This window comes from Methylobacterium pseudosasicola (assembly GCF_900114535.1).
Classification (GTDB): domain Bacteria; phylum Pseudomonadota; class Alphaproteobacteria; order Rhizobiales; family Beijerinckiaceae; genus Methylobacterium; species Methylobacterium pseudosasicola.
The window spans coordinates 60,678-81,836 of the sequence record NZ_FOTK01000019.1; the positions used below are offsets into that span (position 1 = coordinate 60,678).

The following is a 21,159-nucleotide window of genomic DNA, read 5'->3' on the forward strand; positions in this document are numbered from 1 at the left end:
GTCAGGCCGCCGGCGAGCCCGCCGCTTCCGGCAGCGCGAAGGTCGCGTAGGCCGGCTTCTCGAACGTCACCGGGCGGTCGCCGGCCAGCGGTGTGGCACCGGCCGCCAGCGCGTCGGCCAGGCGGTCGAGGCGGACCAGGGCGAGGCCGCGATTCTCAGCGGCGCTGCCGGTGGTGCCGAGCCCCTTGCCGCCGGCGGTGATCTCGGTGCCGGGGGGAGGGGCCTCGCCCGGATAATGGGCCGCAAGGATCCGAGTGCGAGCGGTGCCCCGGTGCTGCATGCGCGAGACCACCTCCTGGCCCACGTAGCAGCCCTTCTTGAAGTCGACGCCGCCGAGCTGGTCCATCATCGCCTCGTGGGGGAACGCGTCCCCGTAGGCGTAGTCGCGCCCGCCCTCGGGCACGCCGAGCCGGATGCGATGGCTGTGGTAATCCGCCTCCGCCGCGTCGGCGGAGAAAGCGCCCGCGGCGGTGTAGAGCCGGGCGCCGAGATCGACATGGCGGGTATCGGCGACCGTGCCGGTCTCCACCGCCGGGGAGGCGCCGGCCCAGGAGGCCGCCACCGCGACCGTGGGGTCGACCGCGATCGCGACCTGCGCGCGCAGCCGGTAGAGGGTCAGGCGCTTGGCGAGGTCGGCCGCCCGATCGAGGGCCGTGTCGATGCGGAACCCGTCCGGGATCCGAGAGATCAGGAAATCGAACAGGATCTTGCCCTGCGGCGCCAGCAGGGCGCCGAGGCGGGCCTCGGCTTCCTGAAGGGTCTCGACGTTGCAGGTCAACACGCCCTGGAGCAGCGCGGCGGCATCCGGCCCGCTCACGGTAACGAGGGCGCGGTCCGGCAGCAGGGCGACGGGCATGACAGGTGGATCCTCACGCGACGGGTGCGATCCGGTCGTCCGGATCGCGTGGCCGGGAGGTAGGTGCTGTGGGAGCCCGCCTCAACCGTCCGCCGTCGCCCGTCTCCTCAATGCTGGAGGGTCGTGGTGAAGGCGCCGCCGCGGATGCGCTCCGGGAAACCCTCGGCGTAGCGGGCGGTGGCCTCCTCGCCGTAGGTCATCACGAGTTCCTGGAAGGCCGCGAACAGGGCGGCCTGCGCCATGCAATCACCGTCGAGCCCGTCGAGACAGCCTTCCGCGAACGCTTCCGAGACGTAACTCAGCGCGACGCGCTTCTCCTCGACATCGACCTCGATGGGGGCGGTCTGAGAGATATGCTGCATGGCCCGATACTTCCGCTGCGCCGGGCACAGGACCCGGCGGACCAGCGAATGATAGGCGGCTCTCCGCGCCTCGGCCAGCCAGGAATTTCAGATCGGTTAACGCGGGCACTCGAACTTGATGCTTCTCGGGGATGCGAGAGCGGTGTGTTGCCTCTGCATCACCCCCCGAATCGCCCGGCCAGGGCATGCGACAGCCGGTCGCCCTCGGCGACGTAGCGGGCGGCCGCTTCGTGCGCCGCCGGGGTGCAGACCCGGTAGGTCAGCGCGTAGCCGCGATAGCCGCGATTGTAGGCGCCGGCCAGCCGGTCGCGCCGGGCGGGAGTCACGCCCTCGGATTCGATCAGCGCCTTCATGCGGGCCGGCCATTCGGCGGCGTCGGGCGTCGCGCAGAGGCCGCGCAGGAAGGCGAGCGCCCCGATGATCTCGGACATCCGCAGCAGGTCGCGGTCGTAGGGGGCGGGGGCGTCCGCGGGCGGGCTCGCCTCTTTAGCCGTGTCCTTGGGCGCTTCCTTCGCCGGCGCGGGCGCGGCGCGGGTGCCGCGCTGTTGCGCCAGTGCCGGCCCGGCGAGCGCCGCGGTCAGGCACAGGATGACCGGAAGCCTCACGCGCTCGCCTCTCTGCCGCGTACCCGCGCAAACGCCTCGTGGAGGGTCTCGATCAGGCCGGGCGTCGTCGCCAGGCCCGCGATCTCGTCCAGCGTCGCCCAGCGGACCCCGAGGGCCTCCGGGCCGGCCACGGGCTCGCCGCCGCGCCACAGGGCGGCGTGCGGATGGACGACGTAGTGGTGGCGGGCGCGGCCGGCCTCGTCCCGGACGATGATCTCGGTGGGCGAGAGCACGCCGACCACCTCGGCCGGGAGGCCGACCTCCTCGGACAATTCGCGCAGCGCGGCCTCGGCCAGGGTCTCGCCGGCCTCGACCAGGCCGCCCGGCAGGGTCCAGACGCCGCGCATCGGCTCGTTGGCCCGGGCCGCCAACAGGACGCGCGCGCCGCGGATCACCGCGATCGACGCGCCCACATAGGGCCGGGTCGGGAACAGGCGGCTGCCGCCATCGGCTGTGCCCTCGGTCACGGCTTGCCTCCATCGGGGGCGACGACCGCGACCCGCCCGTCGGCGAGGCCGACCAGCAGCCGCGCCGCCGCGCCCTCGCCCAGCGCCGCGATGCCGAGGGTGGCTGGCGCCGGCAGCGGGACGCGCAGGCGCTCGTGCGGTGATCCCTTAGCCTGGACGAGGGCGATCTCCGGCCGGCCCGCCACCGGCAACACCAGCTCGGGCGGCCCGGCGGCCGGGACCGTGACGGCGAGGTCGGCATCGCCTTCGCCCGCCGCGTAACCCGGCGCCTCACCGGCCGGCGCCATCGTTTCCGGGCTCAGTGTCCAGAGCTGGAGCAGGCCCCGGGCGCTGATCGTGGCAGCCTGAACGCCGCCGGAGCCGGCGAAGTCCGCGATGCCGGCGATCTTGAGGGGCGGTCCGGGCTGGGGCGGGGTGCGCGCCGTAACGCTCCAGGCTGCCTGACCGTCCGGGCGCCCGATCAGCACGAGGCCGCCCGATTCCGAACCAGACAGGGTCGCGGCCAGGAGGGCCGGGCGGCCGGCGAGGCGCAGCAGCCGCGGCCGGAGCGGGGCGAACACCGCTTCGCCCCCCGCCGGCACCGTGACGGTGGCGACCGGGACGGGTTTCGGATCGGTGCTGACGGCCATCGGCTGGCGCTCGCGGATCGTCAGGACCGCGGCGGCCTCGCCGCCATCGGGGGCCCGGGCGCGACCGGTGAGATAGGCGCTCAAGGCCCCGGCGAGGACCCGGCGCGAGCCCGGCAGGGCGCCCCGGGGCGTCTCGGCGGCGGTCAGACCCTCGACGGCATCGCGGCCGATCGGCCGGACCGTGACCGCGCCGTCCGCGAGGCCGAGCACCGCGCCGCCGTCGTCGCCCCAGACCAGGGCGATGGGGGCGCTCTCCTCGTCACCGGCCGCGGGGCCGGCTTTCGCGCCGGCGATCGGCAGGAGGCCGGAGGTGGCCACGGAGATCGCGGCCTCGCTGCGCGGCCCGCGCAGCGCGCGCACCTTGAAGGGCAAGTCCAGGATCCGGACGGCCGGCGCCTCCGCGCGGGCGGGGGCCAGCGGCGTGCACAGGATCAGGGTGAGGAGGATCGCGAAGCTCCGCCGCCCGACGGCCGGAGATTGGCGCATGGCGGCCATTCGCCGCCCGGATCGCCGGGTCAAACGTGCTGGCCGCCGTTGATGTGCAGCTCGGCCCCGTTCACGTAGGACGAGGCGTCGGTGCACAGGAAGTAGATCGCCTTGGCGACCTCGTCGGGAGTGCCGAGCCGCCGCTGCGGGATCTGCGCAACGAGCTTCTCCGTGCCGGGCGACAGGATCGAGGTGTCGATCTCGCCGGGCGAGATCGCGTTCACCCGCACCCCGAGGGGGCCGAAATCGGCGGCCATCTCGCGGGTCAGGCCGGCGAGCGCCGCCTTGGAGGTGCCGTAGGCCGCCCCCGCGAACGGGTGGACCCGGGAGCCCGCGATGGAGGTGACGTTGACGATCGAGCCCCGGGCGCGGGCGAGCTCGTCGCGCAGGCCCCGGGCCAGCAGGATCGTGGCGAAGACGTTGACCTGGAACACCCGCTGCCAGCCATCGAACTCGGTGGCCAATGCGCCCAGGCGCTCGCCGCCGGGGCCTTTGGGCGAGATGCCGGCATTGTTGACCAGCGCGTGCAGCACGCCGCCCTCGGCGTCGAGCCGGCCCCGGACCTCCTCGATGGCGCGCATCGTGTCCTGCGCGTCGGCGAGATCGACCTGGAGATGGTCCTCGGGCCCCATCTCCCAGGGGCAGTTCTCCGGGAAAGCGTGGCGCGAGCAGGTGATCACCCGCCAGCCGGCCGCCGAGAAGCGCTTGACCGTGGCGTGGCCGATGCCCCGGCTCGCGCCCGTGAGCAGCATGATGCGCCGGCGTTCGTTGACGGGGAGGGCCAAAGCCGTAAGCCTCGCTGGCGGGGTTTCGGATCGCGTCCGGAGCGGCCGCGGGTCGTCCCTGTGAGCCTGAACGGTCTAGGCTGACAGGGATTGGAAATCCAGAGTGCGTCACGCGCGTACGGAACGGGTGAAAGGCAAGCCATGACGGGTACGGACCGCCTGCCGGAGATCCCCGCGCAAAGCCTCACCGACGCGCAGGCCAAGGCCGCGGAGGCGTTCAAGGCCGAGCGTGGAGTCCCGGTCTTCGGGCCGTTCGTGCCGCTGCTGCGCAGCCCCGAGCTGATGCTATGCGCCAGTCGCATGGGGTTGTACCTGCGCTACGGCAGCACCCTACCGCTGCGCATCAGCGAGTTCGCGATCCTGTTCGTCGCCCGGCTGTGGAATCAGCAGGTCGAGTGGCAGATCCACCACCCGATCGCCCTCAAGGCCGGGGTCGCGCCGGAGACCGCGCAGGCGCTGGCCGAGGGGCGGCGGCCCGACACGATGAGCGACGAGGAGGCGCTGGCCTACGCGTTCTCGACCGAGCTGCAGCACAACCGTGCGGTGAGCGACGCCACCTACGCCGCTCTGGTGGCGCGCTTCGGCGAGCAGGGCGCGATCGATCTCACCGGCATCAACGGCTATTACGCGCTGCTCGCCATGACCATGAATGTCGGCCGCACGGCGTTGCCCGAGGACGGGCCGCCGCCGCTGCCGCCGCTGGTGCGCTAGGTCCTGCGCCGCTTGTAGCGCCGGCCGCTTCGGTCTAACCGTCCCACTCGCCTGTGGGCGCCCGCTGCCGGCGCCCCGCCAACCCCCGAAAAACCGACCGGACGAAGCCATGGTCGCTCAGACCCGCGCCGCCACGGCGCCGAAGCCCGCGGATCCGGCGCTTGCCGGCGCCCGAATCCTCGTCGTCGAGGCGCGCTACTACGACGCCCTCGCGGACGAGTTGCTGGCCGGCGCGCTGGCGGCGATCGAGGCGGCCGGCGCGCAGGCCACCGTGGTGACGGTGCCGGGCGCCCTGGAGATCCCCGCCGCGGTGGCGATCCTGGCGGACGACTACGATGCCGTGGTGGCGCTGGGCTGCGTGATCCGCGGCGAGACCGGACATTACGACATCGTGGCCGGCGAGAGCGCCCGCGCCCTGATGGACCTCTCGGTCCAGCGCCGGCTGCCGCTCGGCAACGGCATCCTCACGGTCGAGACCGAGGCGCAGGCGCTGGAACGCGCCCGGGTCGCCGAGATGAACAAGGGCGGCGGCGCGGCCGAGGCGGCGCTCGGGGTGCTCGCCCTGAAGCGCGCGGCCGAGGCGGCGCGTCCGCGATAACGAGAACCGACATGACCGGGACCACCGATACCAGGCCGGACGGCACCGCCCAGGATAGCTCCGAAGGCGCCCCCGAGGAGACCGCCCGCGCGATCAGCCCGCGCAGCGGCGCCCGCCTCGCCGTGGTGCAGGCGCTCTACGAGATGGACATCTCCGGCAAGGGCGTCCTCGACGCGCTCGCCGAGTTCGAGGCGTTCTGGATCGGCCAGGAGGTCGACGGGATCGTGCATCCCAAGGCCGAGACCGCCTTCTTCCGCGACCTGCTACGCGGCACCGTCGAGGAGCAGCGGGCGATCGACCAGAAGCTCGACCAGGCGCTGGCCCAGGGCTGGCCGCTCCGGCGCATCGAGATCGTGCTGCGGGCGATCCTGCGGGCGGGCGCCTACGAGCTGCTGTTCCGGCCCGACGTGCCGGCGCCGGCGGCGATCTCCGAATATGTCGATGTGGCCCACAGCTTCTACACCGCCGACGAGCCGGGCCTGGTCAACGCCGTGCTCGACCGGGTCGCCCGGGAGGTCCGTCCAGGGGAGGTCAGCGCGCCCAAGGTCTCCGGCAAGGGCGGCGGCAAGGCAGCGGCCGGTAAGCCGGGCTCCGGAAAGCCCGCCGCCAAGAAGGCCTGAGCCGTGGCCGGGCCGGGCCGCGCCTCCGAGGAGGGGCTGATCGCCCGCTACTTCGCCCCGCTGGCGGGGCCGGGGGCGGACGGGCTCCGGGACGATGCCGCGACCCTGACCCCGACCCCCGGGCACGATCTCGTGGTCACCGCCGACGCTCTGGTGGCCGGGGTCCACTACTTCCCTGAGGATCCGCCAGCCTCGATTGCCCGCAAGGCGCTTGGGGTGAACCTGTCCGACATCGCCGCCAAGGGCGCGGTGCCGCGGGGCTTCCTGTTGACCCTGGCGCTGCCCGACGACTGGACCGAAGCGTGGCTCGCGGGCTTTTCCGAGGGGCTGGGCGCGGCTGCGGCGGAGGACGGCTGCCCGCTGCTCGGCGGCGATACAGTGCGCTCCGGCGGGCCGGCCTTGATCGGGGTCACGGCATTCGGCGAGGTGCCGGCGGGCGGCATCGTCCGGCGCGGCACCGCGCGGGTCGGCGACCGGATCTGTGTCAGCGGCACGATCGGCGACGCGGCGCTGGGCCTCAAGCTGCGCCTGGAGCCGGAGGCGGCCTGGGCGGCGTCCCTCGATCCAGCGCAGCGGGCGGTGCTGGCCGACCGCTACCTGCATCCGCGCCCGCGCCTCGCTCTGGCAGGCGCGATCCGCCGCCACGCCTCGGCCGCGATGGACGTGTCGGACGGGCTCGCCGGCGACCTCGCCAAGATGCTGGGCGGGGGCCGCAGCGCCCGGATCGCGACCGATTCCGTACCGCTCTCGGAGGCTGCCACCCGGGCGTGGGAGGCGGAGCCCGGCCTGATCGAACCGATTCTAACCGGCGGTGACGATTACGAAATTCTCTGCGCGGTCGCCCCCGAGGGGCTCGACGCGCTCCGCGCCGAGGCGGCGCAAGCCGGGATCCCGCTCACTGCCATCGGCACCGTCACCTCAGGCGACGGCCCGCCCGGCTTCGAAATGGGCGATGGCACTGCGCGCGTGTTCGCGGCTGGGGCGTTCAGCCACTTCTGAGGCTGGGCCCGGGCTGGTCCGTCCGAGGACGATGTGGGTGACGCCTTCGGGCTGGCGGCCGATCTGGCGGCGGACCTCGTCCATCATCCCGGCGGCCACGATCGGCATCCACAGGGCCAGGCCGCCGGGCGTCAGGGTGGAGCGCCCGGTGACCGCCTCCTCCGGGCGGGGCGGGGTTGAGAAGGCCCGCTGCAGGATGTGCAAGAGATCGCCCTGGGCCGCCTCCGGCTGGGCCGAGACCCGCTCGGCCAGCAGGAAATGCACCGCTCCGGTCAACACCTCGATCGTCGCCGCCAGCTTGGCGACCTGGTCGCTGCTCATGTCCAGCCCCATCCGGTTATACAACCGGAAGTAGAGAGCCGTATGGTTAACCGCGGGTTAAGGCCTGCCATCGCGCGAAGAATTCCACCCCGGCGGCCCCGGGATCGGCCCATCCTTCGAAGAGATGGCGCGTCCAGCTTCGGTTCCCTTCGAAGAGCCTTCGCGGCAAGAATTCGCCAGGTTTTGGCGCGGTGCAGCATGCGCGTTTTGCGCTGCCAACACGGGAAAACGTGGCGTTTGCGCAAAACGGCGAAGTTTGGCAACTAGTGTCGGCCCGATCACGCGAGGATCGGGCCGACACTTATCCTTTGCTGAGACGGCTCATCGTTACCGAACCGCTCTCCACCTCGGCTTGGGTCGCGCTAAGACTGACATTTGGGAAGGAATGCCCCGACTCGAGCGCCACGTCCCATGGTCGTCCTCCGGCGGCCAAGCTCGACAACAATCACAAGCCCCCGCCAGGCACGATAAAAACAAGGACGGTAGAGCATGATCCCCTTGGCCTTGATCATCGTGGGCGGGCTCTGTGCCGTCGCCTACGGCATCGTCACGATCCTCGACGTGATGCGACGGGATGCCGGCACCCAGCGCATGCAGGAGATCGCCGCCGCCATCGCGGAGGGCGCGCAGGCCTATCTGAAGCGGCAATACCTCACCATCGGCCTGGTCGGCGTGGTGCTGTTCGTGCTGCTGGCGGTGTTTCTCGGGATCAAGGTCGCGGTCGGCTTCCTGATCGGCGCGGTCCTGTCGGGGGCCGCGGGCTTCATCGGCATGAACGTGTCGGTGCGGGCCAATGTCCGCACCGCGCAAGCCTCATCGACTTCGCTGGGCGCCGGCCTCGACATGGCGTTCAAATCCGGCGCCGTGACCGGCATGCTGGTCGCCGGCCTCGCCCTGCTCGGGGTCGCCCTCTACTACCTCTATCTCACCCGCGGCGCCGGGCTCGACCCGTCGAGCCGCGAGGTGATCGACGCGCTGGTAGCCTTGGGCTTCGGCGCCTCGCTGATCTCGATCTTCGCCCGCCTCGGCGGCGGCATCTTCACCAAGGGCGCGGATGTCGGCGGCGACCTCGTCGGCAAGGTCGAGGCCGGGATCCCGGAGGACGACCCCCGCAACCCGGCCACCATCGCGGACAATGTCGGCGACAATGTCGGCGATTGCGCCGGCATGGCGGCCGACCTGTTCGAGACCTACGCGGTGACCATCGTGGCCACCATGGTGCTGGCCGCGATCTTCTTCTCCGGCCCCACCGGCAGCGGCCGGGCGGTGCTCGAGCCGATGATGCTCTATCCGCTGGCCATCGGGGCAGCCTGCATCGTCACCTCGATCGCCGGCACCTACGCGGTGCGGCTTTCGGCCAACCAGTCGATCATGGGCGCCCTGTACAAGGGGCTGATCACTGCGGGCGTGCTCTCGGTGGCGGCGATCGCCATCGTCAACCTGACCCTGCTCGGCGGCTTCTCCACCGCCTTCACCACCTCCACCGGCGTCACCTTCACCTCGGGCGGCCTGTTCGGCTGCGCGGTGATCGGGCTCGCCATCACGGCGCTGATCGTGGTGATCACCGAGTATTACACCGGCACCAATTATCGCCCGGTGAAGTCCATCGCCGACGCCTCGGTGACCGGCCACGGCACCAACGTGATCCAGGGCCTGGCGATCTCGCTCGAATCCACTGCACTCCCGGCCATCGTGATCGTGGCCGGCATCATCGCGACCCACGCGCTGGCCGGCCTGTTCGGCATCGCCATCGCGGTCACCGCGATGCTGGCGCTGGCGGGCTTCATCGTGGCGCTCGACGCCTTCGGGCCGGTCACCGACAATGCCGGCGGCATCGCCGAGATGGCGGGCCTCCCCCCGGATGTCCGCAAGTCCACGGATGCGCTCGACGCGGTCGGCAACACCACCAAGGCGGTGACCAAGGGCTACGCGATCGGCTCCGCCGGCCTCGGCGCCCTGGTGTTGTTTGCCGCCTACACGTCGGACCTGAACTACTTCATCGCCAATGCGAGCCCGACGCAGTACCGCTTCTTCCAGGGCGTCAGCGTCGATTTCTCCCTGTCCAACCCCTACGTGGTGGTCGGGCTGCTGCTCGGCGGCCTCATCCCGTTCCTGTTCGCCGGCATCGCCATGACGGCGGTGGGCCGGGCGGCGAGCGCGGTGGTCGAGGAGGTCCGGCGCCAGTTCCGGGAAAAACCCGGGATCATGCAGGGCACCGACCGGCCCGATTACGGCCGTGCGGTCGACATGCTGACCCGGGCGGCGATCAAGGAGATGATCGTCCCCTCGCTGCTGCCGGTGATGTCGCCGATCGTGATCTTCTTCGTGATCCAACTCATCGCGGGCAAGAGCCAGGCCTTCGCCACGGTGGGCGCGAGCCTGCTCGGCGTGATCCTCACGGGCCTGTACGTGGCGGTCTCGATGACCTCGGGCGGCGGCGCCTGGGACAACGCCAAGAAGTACATCGAGGACGGCCACCACGGCGGCAAGGGCTCCGACGCCCACAAGGCCGCGGTGACCGGCGACACGGTCGGCGACCCCTACAAGGACACGGCCGGCCCCGCGGTGAACCCGGCGATCAAGATCACCAACATCATCGCCCTGCTGCTGCTGGCGGTGCTGGCGCATTATTGAGGGGCGGGGCGGCGATCCTGCATGGGCCCAGACGCTTCATGCAGGATCGAACCGGCGCTCCAGCGTCGGACGCCCGACCGAGCGGTTGAGCGCAATCCGCCTCAAAGCGGACGTCGCTGAAGCAGGTTACGAGGCTCGGTCAGTCGCCGAACCAAGGAGACATAGCTTGGCTTATGGTCGCCTCGTCGGCGGCTGTCTCGCTCGCCCAAGCGATGATCCCGTCTGGCCGTACGAGGACGGTCTGCAAGCCGAGCTGATCCCGCGCGTCCGTTGCGGCATAGCTGATCTTCTTAGACTGGCGGCACGCAAAGGCCTGATGCGATGCGCCTGGATCGAAGTCCAGGAGTAAGCCTTTGCCGTCGCGCAAGAGGCTGCCGACGCACCGTCCATCCTTCAGCACGAGATTGGGAACACTGTATCCTACCAACGGGTGGTTGCCACCGAGGTCGTAGCGTAGCGAGACACCCCACACCCGCTCGGCGAAGTAGGTCGCGCCGTCTTGCGTCTCGATCAGGTCGCGGATGATGGCTTCAAGGGCGCGCGAGCCTGGGCTCGGCCTCATCAGCGTAACCTGGGCCCGCGACCAGTCCAAGACACGGGCACCGACCGGATGCCGTTCGCGCTCATAACTGTTGAGGAGACCCGCCGGCGCATCGCCGCGGATCGTAGCGGCGAGCTTCCAGCCCAGGTTCATCGCATCGCCGAGCCCAAGGTTGAGACCCTGTCCGCCCAGCGGCGAATGGATGTGCGCCGCGTCGCCGGCCAGCAGCACGCGACCGTTGCGATACGCGCTCGCCTGAAAGGCTCGGTCGGTCCAGGAGGTGGCAAGTTCAAGCTTGGTTACCGTAACATCGGTGCCTGAAATTCGGCGTAAGACAGCCTCGACGTGTTCGCGCGTGATCGGGGCGGAGCGGTGGAATGCGCCTCCGTCGAAGTCGGCCATCGCGACCGTGCCGGGCGGCGTAAACAGGTACATGCCCTGCGCGGTGTACTGGCGTCCCGGCTTGAGCGCGTCGGCGCCGGCCAACTCGGCCTGGACGGAGTAGCCCGTGAACTCGGGCTCGGTGCCGGTGAAGCTGATGCCGGCTGCCTGGCGCACCGCGCTGCGGGCGCCGTCGCAGCCGACGAGCCAGCGACCCCGAAACGATCGGCCGCCCGCCTGGACCACAACGGCCTCGTCCGTCTGAGTGAAGCTTTCGACACCTCCGCCCCGCAGGACCGTAACGCCCGACGCCTCCGCTCGCGCAGTCAGGACAGCTTCGATGCCCGCCATCTCCGCAGCCAAGTTGCTGATTTGGCTGGGTAGGCGATGGGTCCAGCGCCCGGTGTCGATCCGATCATGGAAGAACTGGATGCCGGCGAAGTGGCCGCCCGGACGGCGGAGCTGCTTCATCCAATGCGCCGTCCCCAGCGTGGCGCGGGTTGCCGCGTAAGCCTCGATCTCGTTCAACAGGCCGCGTCGGTCGAGGCTCTCGATCGTTGGAACTGAGAGGCCGCGCAGTCCGAACGGGGCGCGTTTCAACGGTGAGGACGGATCACTCGCCTGTTCGAGGACCAGCACAGAGCAGCCGGCAAGAGACAGTTCGCAGGCGAGGAACAGGCCCACGGGACCGGCGCCAGCGATGATCGTGTCATATTGCGTCTGTGAGATAGTCATGGTCGGGCTCCCAAGTCGATGTTCGACCGGAGCGTTTCCCGAAACCGAGACCCACGCGGACGAACGGCCGGACGCGCGAGCGCATCCTTCGTTCGTCGTGGGGATCAGCGGCGCGGAGCCAGAGACCAGAGCTTTCGTTACCGAAAGGACTTGGGCTTACCAGACCAAGTCTGCCTTTTCCGACGCCGCGAAGATAGCGCGCCGGCGAACGGGGCGCAACGGCCAAGCTGCGCCGGTCGAAGCATCGTGATCTTGGCAGGGTCCGCTTACGGGTACTGTGTCGCGTTCATTCGCCGTTCGACTTGGATCGTAAGCAGCCACCCTAAGCGCAAGCTGATTGGTTCAGACCCCCAGGATAGGCACAAAGCGGGGTTGTCGCGTCGGTCCGGCCGGCGCCCCTATCCTTCTTGGCCACAACGCCCCCCCGACGATCAATGCGGTAGCAACTGCGGGATGGCCTTCTTCACCCGGGCATAGCCGCGGGTGGCCAGCGGCCAGGCGATCTCGTCCCAGGAGCGCCGGACGCGCAGGCATTCGGCCGGGAGGGCATCCGCGGACGGGCCGACCGGGGCCCAGGCCGTGACGACCGGATGGGCGTCGGACCAATCCGGGGCGACCGGTCCCGCCGGGCAGCCGAAATGCGCCGCCGCCCGCGCCAGGGCGTCGGCCATCGCGGCCGCATCGGCCGCCCGAACCGGGTCCGACGCACCGGGGGCGTGGGCGACCAGGCCGCCGACTCGGACCACCCGGGCGTCGCCCAGAGGCAGGCTCTCCGGGTGCAAATCGTCGAGATGCAGCAACAGGGCGACCGGGCCGGCCGGCGCCGCATCGGCCCGCGGCAGCGCGATCTCGCGCGGCGGGTTCGATTCGTCGAGGGAATCCGGATACTCGTCGAGCCCGGCGGGATCGAACCGGCCCTCCGTGTAGCGCCGGATGTTCTCGGCACGGGCGACGTAATGCTTGCCCCGCGTGTGGAGGCCCGCCACCCAGCGCCAGGACAGGGTGTTGCTCGCCGGGTCGCCATCGACGAGGTGGCGCAGGAAGAAGTCGGCGCCGAGCGCCCAGGGCAGGCGCAGGGTGAAGATCCAGATCGAGGCGAACCACATCCGGGCATGGTTGTGCAGCCAGCCGGTCTCGACCAACTCGCGCACCCAATCGTCGAAGCCGTCGATGCCGGTCCGGCCCTCGACCGCGCGCTCGTAGGTCCGGCGCAACCCGGGCTCGGCGGCGAGCCGCGTGCGGTCCGCCGCGGCCAGAGCCAGAAAGTCTGTCCAGGCGGCCGGATGGGTCTCCAGATGGCCCTTGAAGTAGGTCCGCCAGAACACCTCGGAGACGAATTTCTCGGCGCCGCCGTCGCCGAAGGCGCTGTCGGCCGCGGCCACCACCTCGGCCTCGGTGATCAGGCGCCGGCGCAGATAGGGCGACAGCGCCGAGGTGGTCGGCCGCGCCTGCACGCCGCGGTCGGTGTTGCGGGAGGCGGCGTAATCGGCACCCGCCTCCGCGAGGAAGGCAGAGAGACGGTCGAGCCCGGCATCCCGGGTCATAGGAAAGATGCGATCCATGCCGCTAAGCTAGCGCAGGGTTTTCCGGGCGCGGCTGCGACCCATTCCCCGCGCCGTCCGGCCCAACCGGGAATCGCTTTGCGACCCAAAAACCCCGGGATGATTCTCTCCCTCCGAGACGTGCGCTCGCGCACGGACCGAGCGCCCGTGCTGCGCTGCACCTTGGCGTTACCGCGCCGCGACGCCACCTCGGCGTCTCACTGACGGGCGGCGCTGCCGCACCAGCACGAGGTTTCCATGCCGTCCCTGCTAGACCCGATCCGCATCGGCGCCATCGAGGCGAAGAATCGCATCTTCATGGCCCCGCTCACCCGCGGCCGTGCCACCCGCGAGCACGTGCCGACGCCCCTCATGGTCGAGTATTACGCCCAGCGCGCCGGCGCCGGGCTGATTCTCACCGAGGCCACCGGCATTTCCCAGGAGGGACTGGGCTGGCCGTACGCGCCGGGCATCTGGTCCGACGCGCAGGTCGATGCCTGGCGACCGATCGTGAAGGCCGTGCACGATCGCGGCGGCAAGATCGTCTGCCAGATCTGGCATATGGGCCGGCTGGTCCATCCGGACTTTTTGGGCGGCGCCAAGCCTGTCGCGCCCTCGGCCATCGTCGCCCCGGACCAGGCGCACACCTATTCGGGCAAGAAGCCCTATGCCGAACCGCGTGCGCTCGAGGTCGCCGAGATCCCGCGCCTGCTCGCCGATTATGAGCGCGCCACCGCCAACGCCATCGCGGCCGGGTTCGACGGGGTGCAGATCCACGCCGCGAACGGCTACCTGATCGACGAGTTCCTGCGCGACGGCACCAACCACCGCACCGACCAGTACGGTGGCTCCATCGCCAACCGCGTGCGGCTGCTGCGCGAGGTGACCGATGCGGTCGCCGGGGTCGCCGGGCCGGAGCGCACCGGCGTGCGCCTGTCGCCGAACGGTGCAATCCAGGGCACCAACGATTCGGATCCGGAGCCCTTGTTCGTGGCCGCCGCCCAGGCGCTGGCCGACAGCGGCATCGCCTTCCTGGAGATGCGCGAGCCCGGCCCGGACGGCACCTTCGGCAAGGCCGACCACCCGCCGATCGCCCCGGCGATGCGCAAGGTGTTCCGCAACCCGCTGATCCTCAACGCCGATTACGACGGGGTCAGCGGCCAGAAGGCGCTCGATGCCGGGCAGGCCGACGCGATCGCGTTCGGCCGGACCTTCATCGCCAACCCGGATCTGGTCGAGCGCATCGCCAAGGGCGCGCCGCTCGCCAAGGACGAGGCCGCGACCTGGTACAGCCAGGGGCCGAAGGGCTACACCGACTACCCGACCCTCGACGAAGCCCGGGCGGCCTGACAGGGGTCACCTGGTTCCGGGGCCTGCGCGGCGGGCTCCGGGGCCGCGATGACGGTGCGGGCGTTTTCCGAGGAAGCCGCCCGCGCCGTCATAGCGAGCGCGAAAACCATAATCTGCGGCCGTGCCTATGCATCCAGCCTATCTGCGCCTATTTGAGCGCAAGACCATGGATGTGCCGCCTCTCAAGACACACGCGGATGCCGGATCGACCGACGGGCGCTGGAGCAGAGCGGATCGGCTGGCGGAGCTGCACGACCTCGCTATCCTCGATAGCGAGCCCGAGCCCCTCTACGATGACCTCGTCCGGATCGCCGCCCAAGTCTGCCGGGCGCCGGTCGCCCTGGTCAGCTTGGTCGATGCCGAGCGGCAATGGTTCAAGTCGGAGTTCGGCCTCGGCCAGCGCGAATTGCCGATCAACTGCTCGGTCTGCGCCCACACGATCGAGGCCGGCGAGAGCCTGATCATCCCCGATCTCACCGACGATCCGCGGACCATCGACAACCCGCTGGTGATCGGCGGCCCGGGCTTCCGCTTCTACGCGGGGGCGGTGATCCGGGGCTCGCAGGGCATTCCGCTCGGGGCGCTCTGCGTCCTCGACCGGACGCCGCGGCCCGAGGGCCTCGATTCCGACCAGAAAGCCACCCTGACGGCGCTCGCCCGCCAGGTCTCGACCCTGCTCGAATACCGGCGGACCCACGCCCAGGTGGCCGCTCGGGAGGCCGAGCTCGCCGCCAGCGAGCGCCGCTTCCGGGTCATGACCGCGGCGATGCCCCAGATGGTCTGGACCACCCTGCCGGACGGGTTCCACGACTATTACAACGACCGCTGGTACGAGTTCACCGGCATGCCCTACGGCTCCACCGACGGCGAGGGCTGGAACGGCGTGTTCCATCCGGACGACCAGGAGCGGGCCTGGGCGCGCTGGCGCCACTCGCTCGCCACCGGCGAGCCCTACGAGATCGAGTATCGCCTGCGCCATCACGACGGCACCTACCGGTGGACGCTGGGCCGGGCCATGCCGATCCGCGACGCGGAGGGGCGGATCGAGCGCTGGTTCGGCACCTGCACCGATATCGACGACCTGAAGCGGGCCGAGGCCGAGGCGCGCAAGCTCGCCGCCATCGTGGAGACCTCCAAGGATTTCATCGGCCTGACCACCCTGGACGGCGCGATCACCCATCTCAACGAGGCCGCCCTGGCGCTCGTCGGGCTGCCCGATCTCGCCACCGCCCGGCAGCACCGGATGGAGGATTTCTTCTGCGCGGACAGCCGCCGGGTGTTGTCCGAGACCGCGATGCCGGCCGTGCGGCGCTCCGGCACCTGGGAGGGCGAACTGGCCTTCCGGCATTTCGTCACGGGCGAGCGGGTCGCGGTGCTGTACAACATCTTCCCGGTGCGCGACCCGACCGGGGCCGAGATCGGCTACGCCACGGTCACCCGGGACCTGCGCGAGTCCAAGCGCGCCGAGGAGGCCCGCGACCTGCTGATCCGCGAGCTGTCCCACCGGATCAAGAACATCTTCGCCGTGGTCGGCGGCCTGGCCGCGCTCACCGCCCGCAGCGACCCGGCGGCCAAGCCGTTCGCGGCGGCGTTCCGGGAGCGGCTCGGCGCCCTGGCCCGGGCCCACGAATATGTCCGCCCGCATTCCCCGGAGAGCGCCCCCGAAGTCGAGGGCCAGACCGTGCTCGGCCTCATGCGCCTGATCATGGCCGCCTACGAGGAGGGCGGCCGGGCGCGCGTCGCCATCTCCGGCGACGATGCCGCGATCGGCGAGCGCACCGCCACGGCGCTCGCGCTGATCATGCACGAGCAGGCCACCAACGCGATGAAGTATGGCGGCCTCTCCACCAAGGAGGGCGGCGTCGCCCTGAGCGGCCTGCGCGAGGGCGGGCGCTACACCCTGACCTGGGCCGAGGCCGGCGGTCCCCCGGTCACGGCAAAACCCTCCCGCAAGGGTTTTGGGACGGTGCTCGCCGAGCGCAGCGTCGCCGGCCAGCTCGACGGCGTTCTGGTGCACGATTGGGCCCCGGGCGGCCTGCTGATGCGGCTCAGCGTGCCCCTCGAGAATCTCCGCCACTGAGATGACGCGCAGCCCGGGGGGATTCGCGCCGCACTTCGTCGTGCTCGATTTCGACGGCACCCTCGCCGACAGCTTCGACTGGTTCTGCTCGGTCCTGAACGGCGTCGCCGACCGCTACCGCTTCCGCCAAGTCGAGGCCCACGAGGTCGAGGCGCTGCGGCTGCAGGGGGCGCGGGCGATCGTGGCCCATCTCGGCATCCCGCGCTGGAAGCTGCCGCTCATCGCCCGCCACATGCATGCGCTGGCGGCGCGTGACGCAGGCCGGATCGCGCTGTTTCCCGGCGTGCCGGCGATGCTGGCCGATCTTCGCGAGGCGGGGGTGCTGCTCGCGATCCTGTCGTCGAACCGCGTTGATACAATCCGCCGGGTGCTCGGGCCGGAGAATGCAAAGCGCATCGATGCCTATGCCTGCGGCGCCTCGCTGTTCGGCAAGGCGCGGCGGCTGCGGGCGCTGCTGGCCCGGCAGGGCGTCGCCCCCGAGCGCGCCCTGTGCATCGGCGACGAGGTCCGGGATCTGGAGGCGGCGCGGGCGCTCGGCTGCCCGTTCGGCGCGGTGGCCTGGGGCTATACCGATGCGCGAGCGCTCGCGGCGCTGGGTCCCGAATACCTGTTCGCCGAGCCGGCGGACATCGCACGCTTGGTGCGACGGCCCGAATTGGTCTGAGACAAATCAGGGGCTCCGCCCCCGAACCCCGCCAAAGGGCTGAGCCCTTTGGAAACCCCTGACTTTTGTTACAGGCCGCGGTTGGCGCCCGGGACGACGCTGGTGCCCTTGCCGGAGCCGAACGGCTCGTAGCGGGTCAGGCCGCGGAACAGCTGGCTGAGGAAGGCCCGGTCGGCGCCGCTGGTCGGCGTGGTGCGCTCGATGAAGTCGAACACCTTGCCGTCCTGGAGGCCGTAGAGCGCCACCCGCTCGACCTTGAAGCCGGGGGTGAAGTAGACCGCCGTGACCTTCTGGTCCTCAACCTGCTCGCCCAGGAACATGATCGTCCGGCTGGTGTTCTGCGAGATGTAGTACCAGGACTTGTTGCCCACCGTGGAGACCGTCGACGGCGTGCCGAGGATCTGCAGCACCTGCTCGGGGCTCATGCCGGGCTTGATCGTCGCCAGCGCAGCCTGATCGATCTGGTAGCCGTGGCGCAGCTCTTCGCCGACGCAGCCGGCGAGGCCGGCGCCCGCGAGGCCGAGCAGGGCGAGGCGCGCAAAAGACTGGACGAGACGGCGCCGCATCGGGCCCCCAGAGCAGGTGTTGACGGACGAGCGACGCGGGCCGCCGCCGGTCCGTGTCTCCGACGGCGCTTGCGCCTTGGGCGTGGGTTGCCGTACCGCGGGGATATGGCTTTGACAAGGCAAGCTTGGCCACAGACGGGGGCCGTCCGCATGCGCCGTTCGACGGCTCTCCGTCTCGACGCGAGGCACCGATGATCGCCGGTCTTTTCCGGCGCGACAGCGCGCGGCGCCGGGCCGTGGAGGGGCTGCATGCGGCGATCAGCGCGGCGGCGCGGCAGCCGGGGCTGTACACGCGCCTCGCCGTGCCCGACACCGTGGAGGGCCGGTTCGAGGCCCTGTGCCTGCACGTCATCCTGATCCTGCGCCGGCTCAACCGGCTGCCGGCCCCAGCGGCCGATGTCGCGCAGGATCTGGTGAACTCGGTCTTCACCCAGCTCGACGCGGCTTTGCGCGAGCTCGGCGTCGGCGATATGGGCGTCGGCAAGCGGATGAAAAAACTCGGCGCGGCCTTCTACGGCCGGGCCACGGGCTACGACGCCGCGCTGGATGCCGGCGACGGCGCGGCCTTGGCCGTGGTGCTCGCCCGCAACGTCCTCGGCGGCGAGGGTGACGCGGCAGGCCTGGCCGCCTACGTGCTGGCGGCCGACGCCGCGCTGGCAAATACCAATCTCGACGGGCTGCTCGGTGCCGGGCCGCCCTTCCCGGAGCCGGACGCCTTCGCGCCGGCCCCGACCGGAGACAGGATATGAGACACCGTACGGGTCCGGAGAGCGGGCCGCTCACGCGCTGGGTCAATGTCGAGCGCCTGCCGCAGGGCCGGGGCGCCGCCACCGTCGAGGCGAGCCCGGCCGAGTGCACGGCGCTGGCCGCCGACTTCAAGATCCCGGCCATCCGGGATCTGGTCGGGCGGTTCGAGATCTCGGGCTCCACCAACCGGATGACCGTGACCGGCATGGTCGAGGCCGTGGTGACACAGATCTGCACGGTCAGCCTCGAGCCGTTCGAGGGGCCGGTCCGCGAGCCGGTGGAGGTGGTGTTCACCGATACCGACCAGCTCGCCGGCACCGATGCCGAGGATGTCGAGGTGCCCGACCCGCTGATAGGCGGCCGGATAGATTTCGGCGCGCTGACCGCTGAGTTCCTGGCGCTGGGCCTCGACCCCTATCCGCGCAAGCCCGGCATCGCCTTCGAGCCCGTGGTGGCTGGCGAGGATGCGGGGCCTTTCGACGCGCTCCGCCGGCTGCGTGACGGGGAGGGGTGAGGGCGGCCGGCTGGCGCTGCCCCTGGGCGAGGGCAGGTTTCTGCCAAGGGACATCCCATCCACCCCCTCATCCTGAGGAGCCGGAGCGCAGCGGAGGCCTCGAAGGAGCCCTCCAGCCAGCCGCGCGATCCCTGGAGGCCTCCTTCGAGGCTCGCTGCGCTCGCACCTCAGGATGCCAGCGGATTCACACATCGAGATTACTCTGTCGCAAGCCTCTGAAACACAACGCATTTCCCCTCCCCCTTGCGGGGAGGGGTCAGGGGTGGGGGTAGTGCAGGATCGCGCGTAACGGTGCCTTCTGCACCACCCCCACCTCCAACTCCTCCCCGCAAGGGGGGAGGAGAGCGCGTCGCGCCTTTCGTCAGCCGATGTGTGAACATCGTAGCCTCAGGATGAGGGGGTGGATGGGATCGCTCGCATAAGCCCCCCGCCCGCCCCGAAAACATTGCCCGGCCCGTCCGGCCCGATTTCATTTGCCCGGCGGCCCGGTATCGCTATGGTCCGCCGCGCTTGGCGGCCGGCCCTCGTCCGGCTCGCCGCTCCCCTCGCCGAGACCGCGACCCGCAAAGATATGTCCCAACGCGTGTGCATCTCGCTCGACGCCATGGGCGGCGACCACGGGCCCTCCACCGTCGTGCCCGGCGCCGCGCTGGCCCGTGAGCGCCATCCCGACATGACCTTCCTGCTGTTCGGCGATGAGGCGGTGATCGCCCCGCTGGTCGCCAAGGAGCCGCGCCTCAAGGATTGCGTCGAGATCCGCCACACGAATGTGGCCGTGGCCATGGACGACAAGCCGAGCCAGGCGGTGCGCCAGGGCCGGGGCAAGTCCTCGATGTGGCAGGCCATCCAGGCGGTGCGCGACGGGCAGGCCCATGCGTGCGTGTCGGCCGGCAACACCGGCGCGCTCATGGCGATGTCGAAGATCTGCCTGAAGACCATGTCGGGCATCGAGCGCCCGGCCATCGCCTGCCTGTGGCCCACCGTGCGCGGCGAGAGCGTGGTGCTCGATGTCGGCGCCACCATCGGCACCGATGCGGAGCACCTGGTCGAGATGGCCGTGATGGGCTCGGCCATGGCCCGCATCGTGTTCGACCTCGACAAGCCGACCGTCGGCCTGCTCAACGTCGGCACCGAGGAGATGAAGGGCAACGAGGCGGTCAAGGAGGCCGCCCGGCTGCTGCGCGAGATGGACAGCTCCGGGCTGACCTATCACGGCTTCGTCGAGGGCACGGATCTCGGCCGCGGCACCGTCGACGTGGTGGTGACCGAAGGTTTCACGGGAAACATCGCGCTCAAGACCGCCGAGGGCACGGCCAAGCAGATCGGCACCTATCTCCGCGCGGCCATGACCCGGACGCTCGCAGCCAAGATCGGCGCGCTGTTCGCCCGCCAGGCGTTCAAGGCCCTGAGGGACAAGATGAATCCGAGCCGCGCCAATGGCGGCGTGTTCCTGGGCCTCGAGGGCATCGTCATCAAGAGCCACGGCTCGGAGAGCGCGCAAGGCTTCGCCGCGGCGATCGACCTGGCCCACGACATGGCCCGCCACGACATGATCCGCACCATCCGCGAGATGCTGGACCAGACGGCGGTCCTGGCGCCGGCATAATTTTTTGCCTTGCGGCGTGCCGTGCCCTACGGGCGGCAGGTCGGGCACTCGGCAGTTGGTTCGACGAGGAGATTTGCGGTCCGGAAACCTTGGAATTTCACGCCCTGCGTAAAACCCTCCCTGTCATTCCGGGGCGCCGGAGGCGAGCCCGGAATCCAGAGCCGCCGACGGCGCAAAGTCTTGCTCGACCTATGATTCTGGATTCCGGGCTCCGCTGCGCGGCCCCGGAATGACAGGGTGATAGATCCTACCGCGGTTGCCCCTCGGATTACCGAACCTCGCCGGGACGGTCCTGGGAAAAATCTTCTATCGAGCGCGTGGCCTGCGTGAGGGCCATGCGCTCACCACGGAGGCCGGATCC

At 70.6% G+C, this 21,159-nt stretch carries 21 protein-coding genes; 11 read left to right on the forward strand and 10 right to left on the reverse strand.

The genetic code is table 11. From position 1 onward, the window contains the following. Position 1: 1 nt before the first annotated feature. The 6 genes from ygfZ to BM228_RS18350 form a co-directional block, all read right to left on the reverse strand. Positions 2-856, reverse strand: a complete 855-nt coding sequence (ygfZ, locus tag BM228_RS18325) for a CAF17-like 4Fe-4S cluster assembly/insertion protein YgfZ (RefSeq protein WP_092042866.1) — start codon at positions 854-856, stop codon at positions 2-4. Positions 857-963: 107 nt separating this feature from the next. After that, positions 964-1,218: a hypothetical protein gene (locus BM228_RS18330; RefSeq protein ID WP_007564226.1), complete on the reverse strand. Its 255-nt coding sequence runs from the start codon at positions 1,216-1,218 to the stop codon at positions 964-966. Positions 1,219-1,376: 158 nt separating this feature from the next. Beyond that, the gene (locus BM228_RS18335) at positions 1,377-1,823 is read right to left on the reverse strand and encodes a TIGR02301 family protein (RefSeq protein ID WP_092042868.1); all 447 of its coding nucleotides are present in this window, start codon (positions 1,821-1,823) and stop codon (positions 1,377-1,379) included. Further along, positions 1,820-2,290: an NUDIX hydrolase gene (locus BM228_RS18340; protein WP_092042869.1), complete on the reverse strand. Its 471-nt coding sequence runs from the start codon at positions 2,288-2,290 to the stop codon at positions 1,820-1,822. Before BM228_RS18340 ends, BM228_RS18335 begins: the two co-directional genes overlap by 4 nt. After that, complete coding sequence (locus BM228_RS18345) at positions 2,287-3,405, reverse strand: hypothetical protein (protein WP_092042963.1); 1,119 nt, start codon at positions 3,403-3,405, stop codon at positions 2,287-2,289. Before BM228_RS18345 ends, BM228_RS18340 begins: the two co-directional genes overlap by 4 nt. 29 nt (positions 3,406-3,434) lie before the next feature. Then, complete coding sequence (locus BM228_RS18350; protein ID WP_092042965.1) at positions 3,435-4,157, reverse strand: SDR family NAD(P)-dependent oxidoreductase; 723 nt, start codon at positions 4,155-4,157, stop codon at positions 3,435-3,437. A gap of 174 nt (positions 4,158-4,331) precedes the next feature. Here BM228_RS18350 and BM228_RS18355 point away from each other — a divergent pair, with 174 nt between their 5' ends. From BM228_RS18355 to thiL, 4 genes are all read left to right on the forward strand, one after another. Next, on the forward strand, positions 4,332-4,901 hold the full coding sequence (locus BM228_RS18355; RefSeq protein WP_092042871.1) for a carboxymuconolactone decarboxylase family protein: 570 nt from the start codon (positions 4,332-4,334) through the stop codon (positions 4,899-4,901). Between the two features lie 109 nt (positions 4,902-5,010). Further along, positions 5,011-5,499, forward strand: a complete 489-nt coding sequence (gene ribH, locus BM228_RS18360) for a 6,7-dimethyl-8-ribityllumazine synthase (protein ID WP_092042872.1) — start codon at positions 5,011-5,013, stop codon at positions 5,497-5,499. Between the two features lie 11 nt (positions 5,500-5,510). Further along, positions 5,511-6,119 carry a transcription antitermination factor NusB gene (gene nusB, locus BM228_RS18365; protein ID WP_425284963.1) on the forward strand — a complete coding sequence of 203 codons (609 nt, stop codon included), beginning with the start codon at positions 5,511-5,513 and terminating at the stop codon, positions 6,117-6,119. Positions 6,120-6,122: 3 nt separating this feature from the next. Then, positions 6,123-7,118 (forward strand): thiamine-phosphate kinase, encoded by a 996-nt coding sequence (thiL, locus tag BM228_RS18370; protein WP_092042874.1) that lies wholly within the window; start codon positions 6,123-6,125, stop codon positions 7,116-7,118. Here the strand turns inward: thiL and BM228_RS18375 are convergent. Beyond that, positions 7,038-7,439 carry a hypothetical protein gene (locus tag BM228_RS18375; RefSeq protein WP_092042875.1) on the reverse strand — a complete coding sequence of 134 codons (402 nt, stop codon included), beginning with the start codon at positions 7,437-7,439 and terminating at the stop codon, positions 7,038-7,040. The two genes, thiL and BM228_RS18375, sit on opposite strands and share 81 nt — an antisense overlap. A 489-nt stretch (positions 7,440-7,928) precedes the next feature. Between BM228_RS18375 and BM228_RS18380 the strand changes: the two genes are divergently transcribed. Continuing rightward, complete coding sequence (locus tag BM228_RS18380) at positions 7,929-10,073, forward strand: sodium-translocating pyrophosphatase (RefSeq protein WP_092042877.1); 2,145 nt, start codon at positions 7,929-7,931, stop codon at positions 10,071-10,073. Between the two features lie 139 nt (positions 10,074-10,212). Here the strand turns inward: BM228_RS18380 and BM228_RS18385 are convergent, their stop codons facing one another. Together BM228_RS18385 and BM228_RS18390 are read right to left on the reverse strand one after the other, a co-directional pair. Continuing rightward, positions 10,213-11,730: an FAD-dependent monooxygenase gene (locus BM228_RS18385; protein ID WP_092042878.1), complete on the reverse strand. Its 1,518-nt coding sequence runs from the start codon at positions 11,728-11,730 to the stop codon at positions 10,213-10,215. Positions 11,731-12,161: 431 nt separating this feature from the next. Next, a complete protein-coding gene (locus BM228_RS18390) occupies positions 12,162-13,274 on the reverse strand; it encodes an FAD-binding domain-containing protein (protein ID WP_092042880.1) in 1,113 nt (370 codons plus the stop codon). A gap of 255 nt (positions 13,275-13,529) precedes the next feature. Here BM228_RS18390 and BM228_RS18395 point away from each other — a divergent pair, with 255 nt between their 5' ends. The 3 genes from BM228_RS18395 to BM228_RS18405 all read left to right on the forward strand — a co-directional run bounded on the left by BM228_RS18395 (position 13,530) and on the right by BM228_RS18405 (position 17,365). Beyond that, on the forward strand, positions 13,530-14,621 hold the full coding sequence (locus BM228_RS18395) for an alkene reductase (RefSeq protein ID WP_092042881.1): 1,092 nt from the start codon (positions 13,530-13,532) through the stop codon (positions 14,619-14,621). Positions 14,622-14,787: 166 nt separating this feature from the next. Continuing rightward, complete coding sequence (locus BM228_RS18400) at positions 14,788-16,701, forward strand: PAS domain S-box protein (protein ID WP_092042968.1); 1,914 nt, start codon at positions 14,788-14,790, stop codon at positions 16,699-16,701. 1 nt (position 16,702) lies between these two features. After that, a complete protein-coding gene (locus BM228_RS18405) occupies positions 16,703-17,365 on the forward strand; it encodes an HAD hydrolase-like protein (RefSeq protein ID WP_092042883.1) in 663 nt (220 codons plus the stop codon). Positions 17,366-17,433: 68 nt separating this feature from the next. Here BM228_RS18405 and BM228_RS18410 read toward each other — a convergent pair whose 3' ends face one another. Further along, a complete protein-coding gene (locus BM228_RS18410) occupies positions 17,434-17,931 on the reverse strand; it encodes an outer membrane protein assembly factor BamE (protein ID WP_092042884.1) in 498 nt (165 codons plus the stop codon). A gap of 191 nt (positions 17,932-18,122) precedes the next feature. Here BM228_RS18410 and BM228_RS18415 point away from each other — a divergent pair, with 191 nt between their 5' ends. From BM228_RS18415 to plsX, 3 genes are all read left to right on the forward strand, one after another. Further along, entirely contained in the window at positions 18,123-18,680 is a 558-nt protein-coding gene (locus BM228_RS18415; protein ID WP_092042886.1) for a ubiquinol-cytochrome C chaperone family protein, read from the forward strand. Next, positions 18,677-19,192 (forward strand): YceD family protein, encoded by a 516-nt coding sequence (locus tag BM228_RS18420; protein WP_092042888.1) that lies wholly within the window; start codon positions 18,677-18,679, stop codon positions 19,190-19,192. The genes BM228_RS18415 and BM228_RS18420 overlap by 4 nt, the downstream gene beginning before the upstream one ends. Before the next feature lie 571 nt (positions 19,193-19,763). Continuing rightward, entirely contained in the window at positions 19,764-20,798 is a 1,035-nt protein-coding gene (gene plsX / locus BM228_RS18430) for a phosphate acyltransferase PlsX (RefSeq protein ID WP_092042969.1), read from the forward strand. The last annotated feature ends 361 nt before the right edge of the window (positions 20,799-21,159 follow it).

Coding starts and splice junctions, on each gene's coding strand:
- ygfZ (WP_092042866.1), bottom strand. CDS start 856: ATGCCCGTCGCCCTGCTGCCGGACCGCGCCCTCGTTACCGTGAGCGGG.
- BM228_RS18330 (WP_007564226.1), bottom strand. CDS start 1,218: ATGCAGCATATCTCTCAGACCGCCCCCATCGAGGTCGATGTCGAGGAG.
- BM228_RS18345 (WP_092042963.1), bottom strand. CDS start 3,405: ATGCGCCAATCTCCGGCCGTCGGGCGGCGGAGCTTCGCGATCCTCCTC.
- BM228_RS18350 (WP_092042965.1), bottom strand. CDS start 4,157: ATGCTGCTCACGGGCGCGAGCCGGGGCATCGGCCACGCCACGGTCAAG.
- BM228_RS18355 (WP_092042871.1), top strand. CDS start 4,332: ATGACGGGTACGGACCGCCTGCCGGAGATCCCCGCGCAAAGCCTCACC.
- ribH (WP_092042872.1), top strand. CDS start 5,011: ATGGTCGCTCAGACCCGCGCCGCCACGGCGCCGAAGCCCGCGGATCCG.
- nusB (WP_425284963.1), top strand. CDS start 5,511: ATGACCGGGACCACCGATACCAGGCCGGACGGCACCGCCCAGGATAGC.
- BM228_RS18375 (WP_092042875.1), bottom strand. CDS start 7,439: ATGAGCAGCGACCAGGTCGCCAAGCTGGCGGCGACGATCGAGGTGTTG.
- BM228_RS18380 (WP_092042877.1), top strand. CDS start 7,929: ATGATCCCCTTGGCCTTGATCATCGTGGGCGGGCTCTGTGCCGTCGCC.
- BM228_RS18385 (WP_092042878.1), bottom strand. CDS start 11,730: ATGACTATCTCACAGACGCAATATGACACGATCATCGCTGGCGCCGGT.
- BM228_RS18390 (WP_092042880.1), bottom strand. CDS start 13,274: ATGACCCGGGATGCCGGGCTCGACCGTCTCTCTGCCTTCCTCGCGGAG.
- BM228_RS18395 (WP_092042881.1), top strand. CDS start 13,530: ATGCCGTCCCTGCTAGACCCGATCCGCATCGGCGCCATCGAGGCGAAG.
- BM228_RS18400 (WP_092042968.1), top strand. CDS start 14,788: ATGGATGTGCCGCCTCTCAAGACACACGCGGATGCCGGATCGACCGAC.
- BM228_RS18405 (WP_092042883.1), top strand. CDS start 16,703: ATGACGCGCAGCCCGGGGGGATTCGCGCCGCACTTCGTCGTGCTCGAT.
- BM228_RS18410 (WP_092042884.1), bottom strand. CDS start 17,931: ATGCGGCGCCGTCTCGTCCAGTCTTTTGCGCGCCTCGCCCTGCTCGGC.
- BM228_RS18415 (WP_092042886.1), top strand. CDS start 18,123: ATGATCGCCGGTCTTTTCCGGCGCGACAGCGCGCGGCGCCGGGCCGTG.
- BM228_RS18420 (WP_092042888.1), top strand. CDS start 18,677: ATGAGACACCGTACGGGTCCGGAGAGCGGGCCGCTCACGCGCTGGGTC.
- plsX (WP_092042969.1), top strand. CDS start 19,764: ATGTCCCAACGCGTGTGCATCTCGCTCGACGCCATGGGCGGCGACCAC.